6 protein-coding genes and 2 pseudogenes are annotated in these 17,895 nt (G+C 67.5%); 6 read left to right on the top strand and 2 right to left on the bottom strand.

Going from position 1 to position 17,895, the window contains the following annotated elements; genetic code table 11:
• Positions 1–152 precede the first annotated feature (152 nt).
• Both BN3794_RS11225 and mutS read right to left on the bottom strand, forming a co-directional pair.
• Positions 153–776, bottom strand: coding sequence for a DUF937 domain-containing protein (locus BN3794_RS11225; RefSeq protein WP_066097414.1), 624 nt, complete (start codon positions 774–776; stop codon positions 153–155).
• A gap of 476 nt (positions 777–1,252) precedes the next feature.
• Positions 1,253–3,883, bottom strand: coding sequence for a DNA mismatch repair protein MutS (gene mutS / locus BN3794_RS11220; RefSeq protein ID WP_066097413.1), 2,631 nt, complete (start codon positions 3,881–3,883; stop codon positions 1,253–1,255).
• A 482-nt stretch (positions 3,884–4,365) separates the two neighbouring features.
• On the opposite strand from mutS, the gene BN3794_RS11215 reads away from it, so the two are divergent.
• From BN3794_RS11215 to BN3794_RS16405, 6 genes and pseudogenes are all read left to right on the top strand, one after another.
• On the top strand, positions 4,366–6,087 hold the full coding sequence (locus BN3794_RS11215) for a ShlB/FhaC/HecB family hemolysin secretion/activation protein (RefSeq protein ID WP_236493248.1): 1,722 nt from the start codon (positions 4,366–4,368) through the stop codon (positions 6,085–6,087).
• A gap of 66 nt (positions 6,088–6,153) precedes the next feature.
• Positions 6,154–7,740, top strand: a pseudogene (locus BN3794_RS17075) (two-partner secretion domain-containing protein); the annotation flags it as partial.
• Between the two features lie 6 nt (positions 7,741–7,746).
• Positions 7,747–8,637: pseudogene (locus BN3794_RS17070) on the top strand (hypothetical protein); the annotation flags it as partial.
• Positions 8,632–8,973, top strand: coding sequence for a hypothetical protein (locus BN3794_RS17065; protein ID WP_425476723.1), 342 nt, complete (start codon positions 8,632–8,634; stop codon positions 8,971–8,973). The pseudogene BN3794_RS17070 and the gene BN3794_RS17065, both read left to right, overlap by 6 nt.
• A complete protein-coding gene (locus tag BN3794_RS11205) occupies positions 8,885–17,260 on the top strand; it encodes a hemagglutinin repeat-containing protein (RefSeq protein ID WP_066097411.1) in 8,376 nt (2,791 codons plus the stop codon). The genes BN3794_RS17065 and BN3794_RS11205 overlap by 89 nt, the downstream gene beginning before the upstream one ends.
• Positions 17,257–17,868, top strand: coding sequence for a hypothetical protein (locus BN3794_RS16405; protein WP_160330917.1), 612 nt, complete (start codon positions 17,257–17,259; stop codon positions 17,866–17,868). Before BN3794_RS11205 ends, BN3794_RS16405 begins: the two co-directional genes overlap by 4 nt.
• Positions 17,869–17,895 lie beyond the last annotated feature (27 nt).

Raw genomic sequence — 17,895 nt, 5'->3', positions numbered from 1 at the left:
TCCGTGGTCTGGACGATGGACACAGACTAGGAAGCGGCCGCTCCGGAGTGAAATCGAATGAATTCACCCAGTCGATAGGCAGGAGCTATTGCAGCTGGCATGCCGGCGCCGTCTCCCGCAACGGACGCCGGCCGCGATCGGCGATCGCCGGATCAGTGCTTGCCGAACAGGCTGCCGCCGATCTTGAGCAGGTCGCCGACGTCGAACTTGCCGTCGCCGTCCTGGTCCAGGATCGAGCCCAGCAGGCCGCCGGCGCTGGATTGCGCCACATGCTGCTGCTCCTGCCCCAGTGCCTGGCCGAGCTGGCCGGCGTCGGCCTGGCCGCCGCCGCCGAGGAAGTGCTTGGCGAGGTAGCCCATCACGATCGGTGCCAGCACCTGCAGGAGCTGGGAGGCCTTCTCGCTGCCCAGGCCGGTGGCCTGGCCCAGCTGGGTGGCGGCCTGCGGGGCCTGCGCGCCGAACACGTGGCCGAGGATGCCGGCGCCATCGGTCTGGGCGCTGCCGGCGCTGCCGGTACCGCCGAGCACGGCACCGACCAGGCTGCCGAGATCGAAGCCGGAGCCGCCGGCATGGTCACGCTGCAGGGCACCCAGCAGCGCCTGCGCGCCCTGCGGCTGCTGGGCATTCTGGCCCAGCGCGCCCATCAGCAGCGGCAGCGCGGTGCCGACGGCGCTCTGCGCCTGCTGGGTGTCGATGCCCAGGCGCTGGGCGACCTGTTGCAAGGCGGGACCCTGCAGTTGCTGCAGGAGGGTATCGGTGAGGCTGGGGGTGGTCATGTTCGGCTTCCTGGCAGGCCGGCGGGCGCCGGCGACAGCCGACAGGCTAGCAGCACTCGGGGGCGGATACGTGCCGTCGTCGGGGAGGTCGTGGCACTTCCGTTGCGGCAGCGACAGCGCGGGAATCGGCGCGACGGCAGGGGCGACACCGGACAGCCCGGTGCATCGGGTCCTGGGGCGAGTTTGCATGCCCTGTACCGCTTCGCCGCCGCGCCGCCCCTGCCGGAGGCGGTGCGGGCGCAACGATGACGGCGGGGGCGGGCGCGCGTCGGTCCGCATGTCCCGATCCGGAAGGCTAGCGGCTGGCGGCCGGCATGGGGGACGAGGGATCGACGGCCCCCGGCCGGGCGTGGCCGGGGGCTCGGGCCCGGAACGCGACGGCACGCGCGCAGGCCGTGGCGATCGCGCGCCCGGCCCCTCCGGAGAAGTCGCGAGTGCCCTTCCGCGGACAGCGAGATCGCGGGCGACGGCCGCGCCTACAGCAGCGACTTGAGCCGGTACAGCGCCTCAAGGGCCTGCTTGGGCGTGAGTTCGTCCGGATCGAGCGCGGCGAGGGCTTCCTGCGCCGCGGCCGACGGCGGCGGGAACAGGCCGAACTGCCGCGGCGCATCCAGCGATTGCGGGGCCATCTGTGAGGCCTGGCTCTCGCCGCCGCGCTGCTCCAGTTCGGCCAGGCGCCGGCGCGCCTGCGCCACGGTCTCGCGCGGCAGGCCGGCCAGCGCCGCCACCTGCAGGCCGAAGCTGCGGTTGGCCGGCCCGTCCTTGACCGCGTGCATGAACACCAGCGTTTCGTTGCCCGCGTGGTCGCGGTGCTCGATCGCGTCCAGGTGCACGTTGGCGATGCCGCTGGGGCCGCCCTCGACGGTCTCGTCGGCCAGCGCGGTCAGCTCGAAGTAGTGGGTGGCGAACAGCGTGTAGCAGCGGTTGACGTGGGCCAGGTGGCGCGCCACCGCGTCGGCCAGCGCCAGGCCGTCGTAGGTGGAGGTGCCGCGGCCGATCTCGTCCATCAGCACCAGCGACTGCGCGCTGGCGTGGTGCAGGATGTAGCTGGTCTCGGCCATCTCGACCATGAAGGTGGACTGGCCGCGCGCCAGGTCGTCGCCGGCGCCGATACGGGTGAGGATGCGGTCGATCGGGCCGATCACCGCGCGCGCGGCCGGCACGAAGCTGCCGATGTGCGCCAGCAGCACGATCAGCGCGTTCTGGCGCATGTAGGTGCTCTTGCCGCCCATGTTCGGGCCGGTGATCACCAGCATGCGCCGGTCCGGGCGCAGGTCCAGGTCGTTGGGCTCGAACGGCTCCTCGCGCACCGCCTCCACCACCGGGTGGCGGCCACGCTCGATGCACAGGCCCGGTGCGGCGGCCAGCTCCGGCCGCGCCCAGTCCAGGGCCTGGGCGCGCTCGGCGAAGTCGGCCAGCACGTCCAGTTCGCTCAGCGCGGCGGCCGCGCGCTTGAGCGGCTCCAGGTGGCCGCCCAGCGCGTCCAGCAACTGCTCGTACAGCAGCTTCTCGCGCGACAGCGCGCGTTCGCGCGCCGACAGCACCTTGTCCTCGAACGCCTTCAGCTCCTCGGTGATGTAGCGCTCGGCGTTGGTCAGCGTCTGCCGCCGGGTGTAGTGCACCGGGGCCTTGTCGGCCTGGCCCTTGCTGATCTCGATGTAGTAGCCGTGCACGCGGTTGTAGCCGACCTTGAGCGTGGCGATGCCGCTGGCCTCGCGTTCGCGCTGCTCCAGGTCGATCAGGAACTGGTCGGCGTGGGTGGACAGGCGGCGCAGCTCGTCCAGCTCGGCGTCGTGGTCGGCGGCGATCACGCCACCGTCGGACAGCTTCAACGGCGGCTGTTCGGCCACGGCCGATGCCAGCAGGTGCGCGATCGCGCCGTGCTCGCCCAGCTCGGCGGCCAGCGCCTGCAGCCGCGGCGAATCGAGCGGGGCGAGGAGGGTGGCGATCTGCGGCAGCAGCGCCAGGCCGTCGCGCAGCGTGGACAGGTCGCGCGGGCGCGCCGAACGCAGCGCCACCCGGGTGAGGATGCGCTCGACGTCGCCGAGCGCGCGGAAGCGCTCGCGCAGCTCGACGTCGGCGCCGGACTCGATCAGCGTGGCGACCGCGTGGTGGCGCTGCTGCAGCACCTCGCGCAGGCGCAGCGGGCGGTGCAGCCAGCGCCGCAGCAGGCGCCCGCCCATCGGCGTGACCGTGCCGTCGAGCACGCCGAGCAGGGTGTTGCGGGTGTCCCCGTCCACGCGCGTGTCCAGCTCCAGGTGGCGGCGGGTGGCGGCGTTCATCGCGATCGCCTCGGTGGCGGTCTCCACCGCGATCGCGGTCAGGTGCGGCAGGCGCTGCTTCTGCGTCTCCTCGACATAGCCGAGCAGCGCACCGGCCGCGGCGATCGCACGCGGGCGGTCCTCGATGCCGAAGCCGGACAGGTCGTGCATGCCGAAGAACTGCAGCAGCTGGCGGCGGCCGCTGTCCGCGTCGAACAGCCACGGCGCGCGCCGGCGCAACCCGTGGCGGGTGGGCAGGAACGCCGGCCAGCCCTCCTCGTCGGGCACCAGCAGCTCGGCCGGTTCCAGCCGCGCCAGTTCGGCCTCCAGCGCGTCCTCGCCATCGACCTCGTTGACCAGGAAGCGGCCGCCGGCCAGGTCGGCCCAGGCCAGGCCGTAGCCGTGCCTGCCGCGCGACAAGGCCATCAGCAGGGTGTCGCGGCGCTCGTCCAGCAGCGCCTCGTCGGTGACCGTGCCGGGCGTGACGATGCGCACCACCTTGCGCTCGACCAGGCCCTTGGCCAGTGCCGGGTCGCCGATCTGCTCGCAGATCGCCACCGACTCGCCCAGCGCCACCAGCCGCGCCAGGTAGCCCTCGTAGGCATGCACCGGCACCCCGGCCATCGGGATCGGCGCGCCGGCCGAGCTGCCGCGCTGGGTCAGGGTGATGTCCAGCAACCGCGCCGCCTTGCGCGCGTCGTCGTAGAACAGCTCGTAGAAGTCGCCCATGCGGAAGAACAGCAGCAGGTCGGGATGCTGCGCCTTGGCGGCGAAGTACTGCTTCATCAGGGGCGTGTGTTCCACGCTGGCCTTGTCTCGCTGCGATTTTTCTGAAGATTCGGTCATTTGTGGCGGATGCGAGAGGCCGGAGAAGGGATGGGAAGCGATACGGGTGGAGGCTGCGCAAGCCTTCAATTGTAGCCATGGCGCGGTCCTGGCCCCCTGCATCCTCGCCTCGGGAAAGACAGGCAGCTCTTTCAAGCCGGTGAGGCGACGAGACGCCTGTCGGCAAGCGGGCGTGCGTGACCGGCAGATGGCCTTGGGCAGGATTCGAAAGGCCATGTGGCATTGTCGGTCCCGGAGCGCTTGCTTGGTTCCTGCGGACAGGGACGGCCACCGAGCGTATCGCCGGCCGGTGCAATCGGCTGGCTTTCTTGGCACCTGGGGGGCAAGGCCAGCATATCGACTGGGTCAATGCGCCATCGCGACGCAGGTCGAGTGGGCTCAAAGACGAAGTAGCCGGGCATCCAGCGCCGATGGCGAGTTGATGAACCAAGACTGACTGTGGAACAATTGCAAATCAAGGAGTTGGACGCGGAACAGGGGCCATGGAGCAGCAGGGAAGTTTTGGGCACGGCATGCCGATGCGCTGTCTGTGCGTGTTGGTGTTGGTGGCGGCAATCGGGGAGGCTGCGTGGGCGCAGGCGCCGGATGTAGCCGCTCAAGAATTGTTGCGGCAACAGGAGCGCGAACGTCAGTTGCGCGAACAGCAGGAGCGCTCGCCGGATGTCCGGCTACCGCGCGATGTGCACGAGCAGACCAAGCGCCTGCCTGTGGACGAGGCGCCCTGCTTCCCGATCCGGCGGATTGTCCTGGGTGGTGAACTGGCCGGTACATTTGCCTGGGCCCTGCGTGCAGCCGATCCGGCCGAAGACCCGGCCACGGGGAGATGCCTGGGTTCGACCGGCATGAACATGGTGATGGGCCGCATCCAGGACGCCATCATCGCCCACGGCTACGTCACCACCCGCGTGCTGGCGGCGCCGCAGGATCTCAAGAGCGGGACTCTGACGCTGACTGTCGTACCCGGGCGTGTGCGCACCATCCGCTTTGCCGATGGCCCCGCGCCGAGGCCGAGCCTGGCCAATGCCGTGCCGGTGCGGCCCGGTGAAGTGCTCAACCTGCGCGCCATCGAGCAGGCGCTGGAGAATCTCCAGCGCGTACCGACGGTCGCGGCCGATATCCAGATCGTGCCGGCCGAAGGCGAGCCGGCGGCGCCGGGCGAAAGTGACCTGGTGATCAGCTGGCAACAGCGCCGGCTTTGGCGTGCAAGTCTGTCGTTGGACGACGCCGGCAGCGAAGCGACCGGCAAGCTACAGGCCGGCGCCACGGTCTCGCTGGACAACCTGCTGGGCTGGAACGACCTGCTCTACGTCAATGCCGGGCACGACGTTTTCAACGGCGGTGCCAAGGGGACTTCCAACTGGACGGTGCACTTTGACGTGCCGGCCGATCATTGGTTGCTGGGCACCACAGTGAACGACTACGACTATCGGCAAAGGGTCGTCGGCCCGTTCGAGCAGTACGCATACAGCGGCTCCAGCCGTAACGCCGAGTTGCGTGCATCGCGCCTGGTGTTTCGCAATGCGACGAGCAAGCTCGGCATCTATGGCCGTGCGTGGTGGCGCGAGTCGGACAACTTCATCGACGACGTCGAGATCGACGTGCAGCGTCGGCGCATGGCGGGATGGGAGGCTGGACTGACCCACAAGCAGTTCATGGGCGCTGCGACGCTGGATGCCAGCGTCGCCTTTCGACGAGGAACGGGGGCTTTCAAGGCGCTCGCCGCGCCCGAAGAGCCGTTTGGCGAAGGGACGTCGCGCCTGAAGCTGATCACTGCGGATGCACAACTGTCCGCACCGTTCGAGTTGGGAAAGCAACGCATGCGCTATACCGGCGCGTGGCGTGCGCAATGGAACCGCACCCCGCTGGTGCCTCAGGACCGATTCTCCATCGGCGGCCGTTATACCGTACGGGGATTCGATGGCGAGGCATCGCTGATCGGTGAACGCGGCTGGCTCTGGCGCAACGACATCGGAGTGGCGCTTGGCGGTGGCCAGGAGTTCTATCTCGCGGTGGATCGCGGCCATGTATCCGGGCCCTCCACCGCGCAGCAATTCGGACACGACCTCACCGGCCTTGCGCTGGGACTGCGGGGGGGATGGAGCGGCTTGTATTGGGACGGCTTCGTCGGTGGGCCCCTGTCCAAGCCGGATGGATTCCCGACGGCGTACACCACCTTCGGCATGAGCATGAACTGGTCTTTCTGACGCCACGGCGGCGGCCGACAACTGCGTAAGCGCGATACGGAAATACTCATCAAGGGGAAGGAATTCATGAACCGCGTCTACCGTCTGGTCTTCAACCGTGTCCTGGGCATATTGCAGGTCGCCTCCGAACTCGTCCGCGCGGCCGCCGGCTCCGGCAGGGCCGTGGATGGCCGACGGGTGGCAACGCTGCGACCGGTCAGCTTCGCCATGTGGGCGGCGCTGGGCTGGGTCGGGATCGCGATGCCCGCGGCTGCGCAGCAGACACCTCCGGCGAGGACGACTGCAGGCGAGATGGGGCGCATCGTTGCCGACCCGAGCGCGCCGCGGAATCAGCGCCCGGCCGTGGTCGCCGCAGCCAACGGCACGCCCACGGTCAACATCGCCACGCCTTCGGCGGCAGGTGTTTCGCACAACACCTATTCCCAGTTCGACGTCGGTGCCAAGGGCGCGATCCTCAACAATTCGCGCACCAACGCCCAGACGCAGCTGGGCGGTTGGGTGCAGGGCAATCCCTGGCTGGCCACCGGCACGGCGCGGGTCATCCTCAACGAGGTCAACAGCGCCAACCCCAGCTACCTGAACGGCTATGTCGAAGTGGCTGGCGACCGCGCCGAGGTGATCATCGCCAATCCGGCCGGCATCCAGGTCGATGGCGGCGGCTTCCTCAATGCGAGCCGGGCGACGCTGACCACGGGCAAGCCTGTTTTCAACGGTGGATCGCTGGATGCCTATCGCGTGGAGGGCGGCGTGATCGGCGTTTCCGGCGCCGGACTGGACGCCAGCCAGACCGACTACACCGGCTTGATTGCGCGCTCGCTGCAGATCAATGCGGGGATCTGGGCCCAGAACCTGGCGGTGACCGCAGGCAGTAACGAGGTCGCCGCGGCGGCCGGGACGACGCAACTGCGCCGACCCGCTTCGGCGGCACCGGGGTTCGCGATCGACGTGGGACAACTGGGCGGCATGTACGCCGGCAAGATCACCCTGGTCGGCACCGAGCACGGCGTCGGCGTACGCAATGCCGGCGCCATCGGTGCGCAGGCGGGCGACCTGGTGGTGACCGTCGACGGCCGCCTGGAGAACACCGGTTCCCTGCAGTCGCAACAAGACACCCGGGTCGTCGCCAGCGGTGGCATCGCCAACGCCGGCATACTCAGCGCTGGGCGCGAGTTGACCGTGGATACGTCGCAGGACCTGGACAACAGCGGCGGCACGCTCAACGCGATGCGCGTGGCGGTCGACGCGCAATCGCTGCACAACCGCGATGGCGCGATCGAGCAGACTGGCCTGCAGGCGCTGGCGCTGAACTCGGGAGCCCTGTCCAACCGTGACGGTGGGCGTATCGGCGAAATCGACGCCGGTGCCGGCGGGAATCCCGGGACGTCGGAACCGGCCGAAGGCGGCACGCCCGGCATGGGCAACGATGCCGGGTCCGGTTCGCAGGATGGCGGCGGAAGCGGGCCCGGCAGCGACGATACCGGCGATGGTGCCGGCCCCTCGGTTCCGCCGGTCGTCCCGTTGGCCGATGGCGCCCTGCACATCTCCGGCCTGCTGGACAACGACGGCGGCCGCATCAGCGCAGGGGGCGGCATCGACCTGTCCACAGCCACGGGGCTGGACAATGCGGGCGGCCAGCTCGGCGTACGGTCGCTCACCGTCGCACAGGGCGACTTGCTCAACCAGGGCGGTGCGTTGACCGTCACTGGCGCCGCCCGTCTTGACGTCGCCAGCTTCGACAACGACGCGGGGACCTTCCAGGCCAACGAAGCCCTGTCCCTGCGGGCCGGGTCGCTGTCCAACCGGGAGGGGCATATCCAGCACGGCGGGACCGAGGACACCCGCATCGACATCGCCGGCACCCTGGACAATACCGACGGCACGCTGGCCACCAACGCCGGCGCACTGGAGATCGCTGCCGGGCACCTGGTCAACCGCGGCGGCCTAATCCAGCATGCCGGCGCAGACGGCTTGACCCTCGCCACCGGCCGCCTGGACGGCGACCAGGGCACGATCGCCACCGCCGGCGCGCTGCAACTGGCCGCCGCCGGCATCAGCCATCGCGAGGCGACCCTCAGCGCGCAGCAGGTCGCGATCGATGCCGCGAGCCTGGACAACCACGGCGGGCAGATCGTCGCCACCGGCAGCGATGCCAATCGGCTGCGCGTCGATGGCGAGCTGGACAATAGCGACGGCAGCCTGGCCAGCAACGGCGACCTGTCGCTGGAGGCCGGGCGCTTCGTCAACGTGGACGGCGTGGTGCAGCAGGCCGGCGACGGCGTGTTGAGCATCGACGCGGCCATTCTGGAGGGCCGTGGCGGCACGCTGGCCAGCAATGGCTCGCTGTCCATCGCCGGCGAGACGACCGACCTGGCCGAAGGCATCACCTCGGCCCAGCGCATCGCCATCGCTACCGGCGACCTGACCACGGCCGGCGGCCAGCTGACGGCGACCGGCACCGACCTGCTGCGCCTGCAGGTTCGTGGCACGCTGGACAACAGCACGGGCATCCTTGGAACCAATGGTGCGCTGGCGCTCGATGCGGGCATGCTCGACAACCGGCAGGGGCGCCTGGTGGCGGCCGGCACCGCGCCTTCCATCGCGCAGGTGAGCGGCGCGTTCGACAACCGCGACGGCGAGTTTTCCACCGGGGGCGACACCGTGTTGCGCGCCGGCGCGTTGAACAATGCCGGCGGCAGCCTGTTGGCGGCCGAGCAGGCCACGCTGCAGGTTACGGTGGATGGCCGGCTGGACAACAGTGCCCGGGGCCAGATTGCCGCGGGGGGGCGAGCTGACACTCGTGGCCGCGACGCTGGACAACCGCGGCGGCGCGATCGAGCATGCCGGGGAGGGAATGTTGTCCGTGCAGGCCGGCACGCTCCAGGGTGAAGGCGGCAGCATCCGTAGCGGCGGTACGCTGGCGCTGGCCGGCGGCGACATCGACCTGCGCAACGGCGTCACGCAGGCCGACCGCATCGACGTGGCGGCCGACACGTTGACCACTGCCGGCGGCGCGCTGGTCTCCACCGGCGAACAGGCCCTGCGGCTGCAGGTGCTGGGGGCGCTCGACAACGCGGGCGGCGCGATCACCGCCAACGGCGCGCTGGACGTGGCGGCCGGTTCGCTGGACAACCGTGAAGGCACGCTGACCTCGGCGGGTACCGATGCCACCACCATCGACGTCGCCGGTACCCTGGACAATACCGACGGTACCCTGGCGAGCAATGCGGACCGGCTGGATATCGCGGCGGGCCAACTGCTCAATACGCGCGGTGCGATCCAGCAGGCCGGCACGCAGGGCCTGAACGTGGCCACCGGCCGGTTGCAGGGCGACCAAGGCACGATCGCCACCGCCGGCACGCTGGCCCTGACGGCCACCGATATCTCGCACCGCCAGGGCAACCTCAGCGCCGACCGGATCGTGATCGACGCCGCCCGCCTGGACAACCGCGGCGGGCAGATCGTCGCCACCGGCGGCGCAGCCAACCAGGTGCGCGTGACCGGCGAGCTGGACAACCGCGACGGCACGCTGGCCGGCAATGGCGACCTGTCGCTGGCGGCCGATCGATTCGTCAATATCGACGGCCTGGTGCAGCAGGCCGGCGACGGCACGCTGGCGATCGAGGCGGTGACGCTCGACGGCCGTGGCGGCACCCTGGTCAGCAACGGGTCGCTGTCGATCGCCGGCGAGACGACCGACCTGGCCGAAGGCGTCACCTCGGCCCAGCGCATCGCCATCGCCACCGGCGACCTGACCACGGCCGGCGGCCAGTTGGCGGCCACCGGTACCGACGTGCTCGACCTGCAGGTACGCGGCACGCTGGACAATACCGCCGGCACCATCGGCGGCAACGGCGCCATCGCCCTGCAGGCGACGACGTTCACGAACGCGCAGGGCACCGTGCAGGCGGCCGGTGCGCAGCGCAGCGTCTTCGAGGTGGCTGCCGGGTTGGACAACCGCGGCGGCACCCTGCTGACGGCAGGCGATGCCTCGGTGCACGCCGGCTCGCTGTCCAATCGAGGCGGCGCCCTGCAGACCGCCGGCACGTCGCAGTTGCAGGTCACGGTCGATGGCCTGCTGGACAACCGCGAAGCGGGCGTGATCGCCAGCGGCGGCGACCTGGTATTCGCCGCGCAGTCGTTGGACAACCGCGCCGGGACCCTGGGTGCCGGCGGCGCACTGGAAGGCACTGCAGTCACGGGCATCGACAACACCGACGGTCTCCTGCAGGCCGGGGACTCGCTGGTGCTGGCGAGTAGCGGCCTGACCAACGCCGGCGGCACGATCGTCGGCGGCGACGTGCGGATCGACACCCGTGGCCGCTTGCTGGACAACGGCGGGGGCACGCTCGCCAGCACGGACGGCGATCTCGACCTGAGCACGGGCGCGGTGCACAACACCGGGGGGCTGGTGCAGTCGGCCGGCGACCTGACCCTGGACACCGGCGGGCAGACGGTGACCAACCGCGATTCCAGCACCGCCGGTGGCCTGCTCAGTGCCGGGCGCATGGACCTGCACACCGGCGACTTCGACAACCGCGCCGGCGTGGTGTTCGCGCAGGACGACGTGCACCTGCAGGCAGCCGCCATCGACAACACCCTCGACGGCCAGCTGGGCGGTGCGGCCAGCCTGGCGCTGCAGGCCGACCGCCTGTCCAACGCCGGCGGCGCGGTGCAGGCCGGCGGCGATGCCCGGCTCGCGCTTTCCGGAGCGCTGGACAACCGCGGCGGCCTGGTCGCCGCGGCCAACGCGCTGGCGGTGACCGCCGCCAGCGTCGACAACCGCGACACCCTGTCCGCCACGCCGGGCGCGCCGCTGGGCCTGCAGGCCGATGCGCTGCGCGTCGAGGCCGGCAGCCTGGACAACCGCCAGGGACAGGTGCTCTCCGATACCCGTACCGACTTCCAGCTCGGCGGCAGGCTCGACAACACGGCCGGCCAGGTGTCCTCCGGCGGCGACCTGCAGGTCCGCGCCGATGCGGTGACCAACACCGGCGGCACGCTGCTGTCCGGCGGCGACCAGCGCTTGACCGCGCGCCAGCTCGGCGGCGATGGCCGCGTGCTCTCGCAGGGCGACGCCACGCTCGTCCTGCAGGAGGATTTCACCAATACCGGCGAGCTCACCGCCAACGGCACGCTGTCGCTGACCACCGACGGCGACCTGCGCAATGCCGGCCTGGTGCAGGCCGGCAACCTGGAACTGCAGGCCGACACGATCGACAACACCGCCGAGGGCGAGCTCACCGCCGTCGGCACGGCCCACCTGGTGGCCGGGGGCACGCTGACCAATCGCGGCCTGATCGACGGCGCCATCGCGCACCTGGAGGCGGGCCTGCTCGACAACGTCGGCAGCGGACGCCTGTACGGCGACCACATCGCGATCGACGCCGGCGAACTGCGCAACCGTGCCGAGACCCTCGACGGCACGACCCGCTCGGCGACCATCGCCGCGCGCGAGCGGCTGGACCTGGGCGTGGACACGCTGGCCAATACCGGCGGCGGCCTGGTCTACAGCGACGGCAACGCCGCCATCGGCGGTGCGCTCGATGCCAGCCTGCACGCCAGCGGCATCGCCGAGCGGATCGACAACCTCAGTTCCACTATCGAGATCGCGGGCAACCTGGATATCCAATCGCAGGCGATCAATAACATTCGCGAGAACGTGGTCGTCACCCAGACGACGACGGTGAAGGATCCGGTAAGGATGCAGCGGCCGGCATGGTGGCACAACGGAGAGAACGCCACCTCGAACATCCGCAGCACCAGCAACTACAACGCCTACGAGATCTACTACCTCGACCCGGCCGATATCCTCGAGGACGAGCCCTACGTCACCCCGGACGGCTACACCGTACATCGTGCCGTGGTGCGGCTGACGACGCAGACCAGCGCCTATTTCTTCGGGCGCGGCGCGCTGTACAGGGCGCGTGGCGAGCGTTCGCGGCTGGACGTGGATTCGGGGACCGTGACCCTGTACTACTTCGATCGGCAGGACAACCAGGTCAATCCGGACCAGGTCGCCAATGGGGCGGACGACCCGTTCGCCGAGCTGTCGCAGATCGAACCCGGTTCGCCGGCTTTCAGCTATGTCAGCGATACGCTCACCTATTCCAGCGCCTATGGCACCTGCACCACCCACTGCGTGCAGCTGGTGGCCTATCACGACTATGACGATCCGGACCACATCCTGACCAATCCCCATGGGACCGGCGGCAATTCGACCAGCAACAATGAGCAGTACCGCATCGCCACGCAGACGGTGACCGAGGACGTGCTCGCCCCGGGCGTCGGCGCGGACGCGATCATCCACGCCGGCGGCGCGATGCGCATCGGCACCGACGAGCTGGTGAACCACTATGGCAGCATCGCCGCCGGCGGCAACCTGGACATCGTCGGCCTCACCGCGGCGGCCAGCGTCACCAACCTGGCGCAGACACTGTACCGGACCTACGACTTCGACAACGTCAGCCACACCTTCGGCGGTAGCGTCGTGGCCTGGAGCAATCCCTCGATCTCCCAGGTGATCGGCCAGATCGGCGGCAGCATCACCAGCGGCGGCACGTTGACGGTAGACGTGGGCGAGCTGAGCAACCTCAACGAAGGGCGAGATGCGCCCAACGTGCAGGACAGCGGCGCGATCGCCGGCCTGGACCCGCATGGACCGGGCACCGGCCCCACCGGTCCGGGCGGCACGACGATCACCGGCCCGGCCGCGATATCCGGCCGCGACGCCGACACGGCCACCGTGGCGGGGCCGCAGGCCGCGCATGGCGGCAGCGGCGAAGGGCCCGATGTGGTGCAAGGCGAGGGCGGCGTGGCGGGCCGCACCGTGGCCTCTGCTGCCGACGGTTCCCCCGACACCATCGTGGCCGCCACGCTGGACACGAAGCTGCCGACCGCCAGCCTGTTCACGGTCAAGCCCAACGGCGGCAGCTACCTGGTCGAGACCGACCCGCGCTTCGCCGACTACCGCAGCTGGCTGGGGTCGGACTACCTGCTGGGCCTGCTCGGCAGCGACCCGGCGCTCACCCAGAAGCGCCTGGGCGATGGCTACTACGAACAGCGCCTGGTGAACGAGCAGATCGGGCAGCTGACCGGCCGCCGCTTCCTGGAGGGCTACGCCAGCGACGAGGAGCAGTTCCAGGCGCTGATGGATGCCGGCGCCACCTTCGCCGAGGAGTACGGCCTGCGCCCGGGCGTGGCGCTGAGCGCGGAGCAGATGGCGCAGCTGACCAGCGACATCGTGTGGCTGGTGGAGCAGACGGTGACCCTGCCCGACGGCAGCACCACCACGGCGCTGGTGCCGCAGGTGTACCTACGGCTGCGTCCGGGCGACCTGAACGACAACGGTGCGCTGCTGGCGGGCGAGAACGTCGACTTGAAGCTGGGCGGGGACCTGGTCAACACCGGCACGATCGCCGGGCGCCAGGTGGTGTCGATCGATGCCACCAACATCCAGAACCTGCAGGGCGGCGCGATCAGCGGCCAGAGCGTGGGGCTGCAGGCCACGCAGGACATCAACGTCATCGGCGCCACCGTCACCGCGGCGGACCTGCTGAGCGTGCAGGCCGGCGGCGACATCACCGTGGCCTCGACCACGCAGACCCAGGCAGGTGCCGGCTACGCGCAGACCACGCTGGACCGGGTGGCCGGGCTGTATGTCACCAGTCCCGGCGGCAGCGGCGTGCTGGCGGTGGCCGCCGGCGGCGACGTGACCCTGCAGGCGGCGCAGATCCGCAATGCCGGCACCGACGGCATCACCAGTATCGCCGCGGCGGGCGACCTGAACCTGACCACGGTGAGCGAACGGCACGACCGCGACAGCACCTACGACGAGAAGAACTACATCCGCAGCAGCGATAGCCGCGAGGTGGGCACGACGATCCAAGGCGCCGGCAGCGTCGCACTGCTGGGCGGCAACGACGTCAACCTGGCGGCGGCGAACATCTCGGCCGGCGACGCGCTGGCGGTGCAGGCTGGGCGCGACCTCAACAGCACCGCGGCCACCGACACGGCCACCCTGGACACGCAGGCGACCGGGGGCAAGCATGCCCTGGGCGTGTCGGCCTCGGACGAGACGGTGCACGGCACGGTGTTCCAGGCCGGCGGCGACATCGCCCTGTTGGCGGGCCGGGACATCGGCCTGCAGGCGGCCACGGTCATCAGCGAGGACGGCGGCATCGCGCTGGCGGCCGGCCGCGACGTGAACCTGACCACGGCGCAGGAAGAGCATGCGCTGACGGTGGACGAGACGACGAAGAAGTCCGGGTTCCTGAAGAGCAAGACCACGACCACCCACGATGCCTACAGCGACAGCTACGCGATCGGCACGGTGCTGTCGGGCGAGACGGTGCAGGTGGCGGCCGGCCGCGACCTGAGTGCGACGGCGGCGCAGATCGCCGGCACCGGCGACGTGCTGCTGGCGGCCGGTCGCGACGTGACGATCGGCACCGGCGAGAACACCCACACCGAGACGCACGACAAGACGGTGAAGAAGTCGGGGGTGTTCGGGGGTGGTGGAATTGGCTTCACCATCGGCAAGCAGCAGATGGATACCGATGTGGACATCAGCGAGACCACGCACACCGGCAGCCTGATCGGGAGCCTGCAGGGCGACACCATGATCGTGGCGGGTGAAACAGTAAACGTGCTGGGCTCGGCCGTGAGTTCGCTTGAGGGCAATGTGGCGATCAGCGGAAAGGCAGTCAATATCGAAGAGGTCCACGACACATCGACTTACCACTCCGTCGAGAAAATGAAACAGGGTGGTCTCACCGTCGGTGCCTCTGCCCCAGTGGTGGATGCGGCAATGGGTGCCTATCGCTCTGCCAAGACTGTGGGGCAAAGCAAGGACTCTCGTGTCAACGCAATGGCTGCGGCCAATGCGGCCTACGATACCTATCAAGCCGCGGGTGCCGCGGCAAGCGCCATGAGTGGTCAGGCGGCCAGCATTTCCATCACTGTCGGGTCGCAGCAGTCGAAGAATGAAATGAACGCAAGTTCCAGTCAGGTAGTGGGAAGTTCCGTCAAGGCGGGAGGGCGTGTGGACATCCTCGCGACGGGAGGGGGGAGCGACTCCGATATCCGGATATCGGGCTCAGACATCTATGGCGGTACTGGAACGGGCCTGTTTGCCGAAGACGCCATCGACATAGTGGCGGCGCAGAGTACTTACGAACAACATTCCGAGAACAAGTCCAGCGGTTGGAATGCCGGCGTCGGGATCAGTTTCGGTTCCAGCGGTTGGGCGGCAGGCATTACCGCTGGTGGCAACGTGGGCAAGGGGAACAGCGATGGAAAGACCGTTACTCAGGTCAATTCGCACGTGGGTAGCGGTGGCACGACGACACTGATAAGCGGCGGAACCACCAGTATCAGGGGTGGTCAAGTCAGCGGGAATCGTGTGGAAGTGAATGCCGCTGATCTTCTCATCGAGAGCCTGCAGGACACGGAGACCTACAAGAGCAAGCAGATGAATGCCAGCGCCCAGGTGACAGTGGGTTACGGTGCGTCGGTCAGCGGCAGCTACAACCAGTCGGACATTGACGCCAATTACGCCAGTGTGACCGAACAGAGCGGCATTCTGGCGGGCGATGGCGGTTATGCAGTCAATGTGGTGGGCAACACGGATCTGAAGGGTGCCATCATCACCAGCACCGATGCGGCCGAAGCGGCCGGCCTCAACCGTCTCAGCACCGGCACGCTGACCGTCAGCGACATCGAAAATCAGGCCGAGTACAAAGGTACGGGGTTTGGAGTGAGTGGTGGCGTGGGCATCAACGGCAAGGGTGAGCAGGGAGAGCATGAACTTGCACAAGGCTCATCCAATGGAAAGCCCGGCGGCACAAGCGCGAGCAAGTCGGCGGGGTTTGGCTACGATAGCGATGAGCAGAGCAGCATCACGCGCAGTGGTATCAATACGACGAATCTGATCATCACCGACGTCGATGGGCAGGTGGCGACCGGCAAGACCATCGAACAGGTCAAGGCCGAAGTGGCTACGACCACAAGCACCGATCAGGTGGCCGAGAATAGCGGAGCACTGGTCAACCGGTTCGATGCAGCGGCTGTGCAGGAGGAAGTGGACCTGCAAGTGCAGGTGACGCAGGCGTTCGACCAGAACCGGCAGGAGGCCAAGGCCGAACTGTATGCGCACGCACAGGCCAAGGCGGACGAGGCACGCGCCATTCGGATGGCCAATGGTGGCGTTGATACCGAGGAGTCCTCACGGTTGGACGAGGAGGCTGCAGGGATAAAGAAGAGTGCCAAGTGGCTTGATAGCGCAGCGATGGCGCTGTTTACTGGCCCGGATTTGAGCGATGCCCTGATTGGCCAGACCATGACGCAGGTGGACCTGGTGCATCGCGCGGCTTCGGCGGACAGCAAGATCGTCTTGCAGAAGTGTGAAGCCAACAGTCTTAACTGTACGAAGCAGGAAGTGACGCTGGATCAGGTCAAGGTGGTCGATGGCAAGATTTACGTATTCAACAATGGCATCTTCAATGAAGAGGAATATGCTCTTGTCAATGGAGCAAAGCAGAATCTCAGCGAAGTCAACAAGGAGGGCGTGTACTTCATCTTGAATCCAAAGACTGGAAGTCCTGTGGCCGAAATACTGTATGCCGGTTACGACAAGCTAAATGATTGGATGGGTGGGGCATTGCCGCTGACTAGTGCTGAAGAAATGAATCAGGAGTTCCTGAAGAAAGCTAAATTGGAAGGTGCCGTGGTGGATAGCGTCAACCACAGTCGTGGAAGTATGACGTGGATTAATGCAGTGGGTGATCTGAAGCGGCGAGATGAAAAAAATGTAGCCATCGGAAGTGTGTATTTCTTTGGGGCCGCAGCCAATGCCCAGGAGTCGGCGGATATTGGCTACATCATCAGTGGCGGCATGTCCACGCAATATCAGGCGACGCATCCAACCGATCTTGTGGGGCGTATTCCCGTGATTCTTGGTGGGAATCCGGCAACGGGTGAGAAAAACAAGGGTAGTTTCCCGGCTTCCCACAGCGCATACATGCAGTGGTTGCCGGCAGTGGGTACTGTTATTAATGGCGTGAATATTCGCGATGCTACCGACAAGACTTGGGGGTCGGGTAAATACAGTATTCCAGTATATGTGCCACCTTCGGACAAGGCCAAAGTCGAGTTGGAGAAGAGGGGTGGGAAATGAATAATGTGAAACTGCGTATCGCTATGCTGGCTTGCATCGCTTTAGTGGTTACTGCGTGTGCCACGGGGCAGTACTCGGCTTCGAGTTCTATGGTGCAAGTTGGGCCTTCTAAGGGGTGGTACAAGCCGGGAGTTACAGGCAAGGATGCTTATTCAATGTGGCAGCGATGTATTTCTGAGGCAAAAGAGCAGCCCGGTTATTTTGATGCAAAGAGGGTGGCTGATAGTGTTCCTGAAATAAAGAGAATTAGTGAAAGGACAAGGGAGGATAGGCGAAATATGTTCGCTGATGGAGTTTTTATCGGGAAGTACAGTGATGCCTGTATGAAGAATGCGGGATATAAGTATATGAAATATCCGCCGGGGGAGTCTGTGTATGTCCCGCCTCCGCCGCCGAGAAAGGGTTGGATGAAGCTGGGGTCTAGTTACATTGAGGCGTCAGATATTAAAAGCAAATGCTTGCGGCAAGAGCACAGCCAGGAGTATTTGAACAAATGCATGGGGGAGCAGGGTTTTGTATACCGGGAACTGACGAAAGATGAGTTCCCTCCGTGCTGGTATGTGGGGGGATTTGATCAATGCAAAGATGAGCCACCACCGAATCGATGATGGTGGCTGATTAAGGCGTCAGGGACG

Source organism: Xanthomonas massiliensis (genome assembly GCF_900018785.1).
Taxonomy (GTDB): Bacteria; Pseudomonadota; Gammaproteobacteria; order Xanthomonadales; family Xanthomonadaceae; genus Xanthomonas_B; species Xanthomonas_B massiliensis.
This window is presented reverse-complemented; position numbering and strand designations above follow the sequence as displayed.

Coding starts and splice junctions, on each gene's coding strand:
- BN3794_RS11225 (WP_066097414.1), bottom strand. CDS start 776: ATGACCACCCCCAGCCTCACCGATACCCTCCTGCAGCAACTGCAGGGT.
- mutS (WP_066097413.1), bottom strand. CDS start 3,883: ATGACCGAATCTTCAGAAAAATCGCAGCGAGACAAGGCCAGCGTGGAA.
- BN3794_RS11215 (WP_236493248.1), top strand. CDS start 4,366: ATGGAGCAGCAGGGAAGTTTTGGGCACGGCATGCCGATGCGCTGTCTG.
- BN3794_RS17065 (WP_425476723.1), top strand. CDS start 8,632: ATGCTCGACAACCGGCAGGGGCGCCTGGTGGCGGCCGGCACCGCGCCT.
- BN3794_RS16405 (WP_160330917.1), top strand. CDS start 17,257: ATGAATAATGTGAAACTGCGTATCGCTATGCTGGCTTGCATCGCTTTA.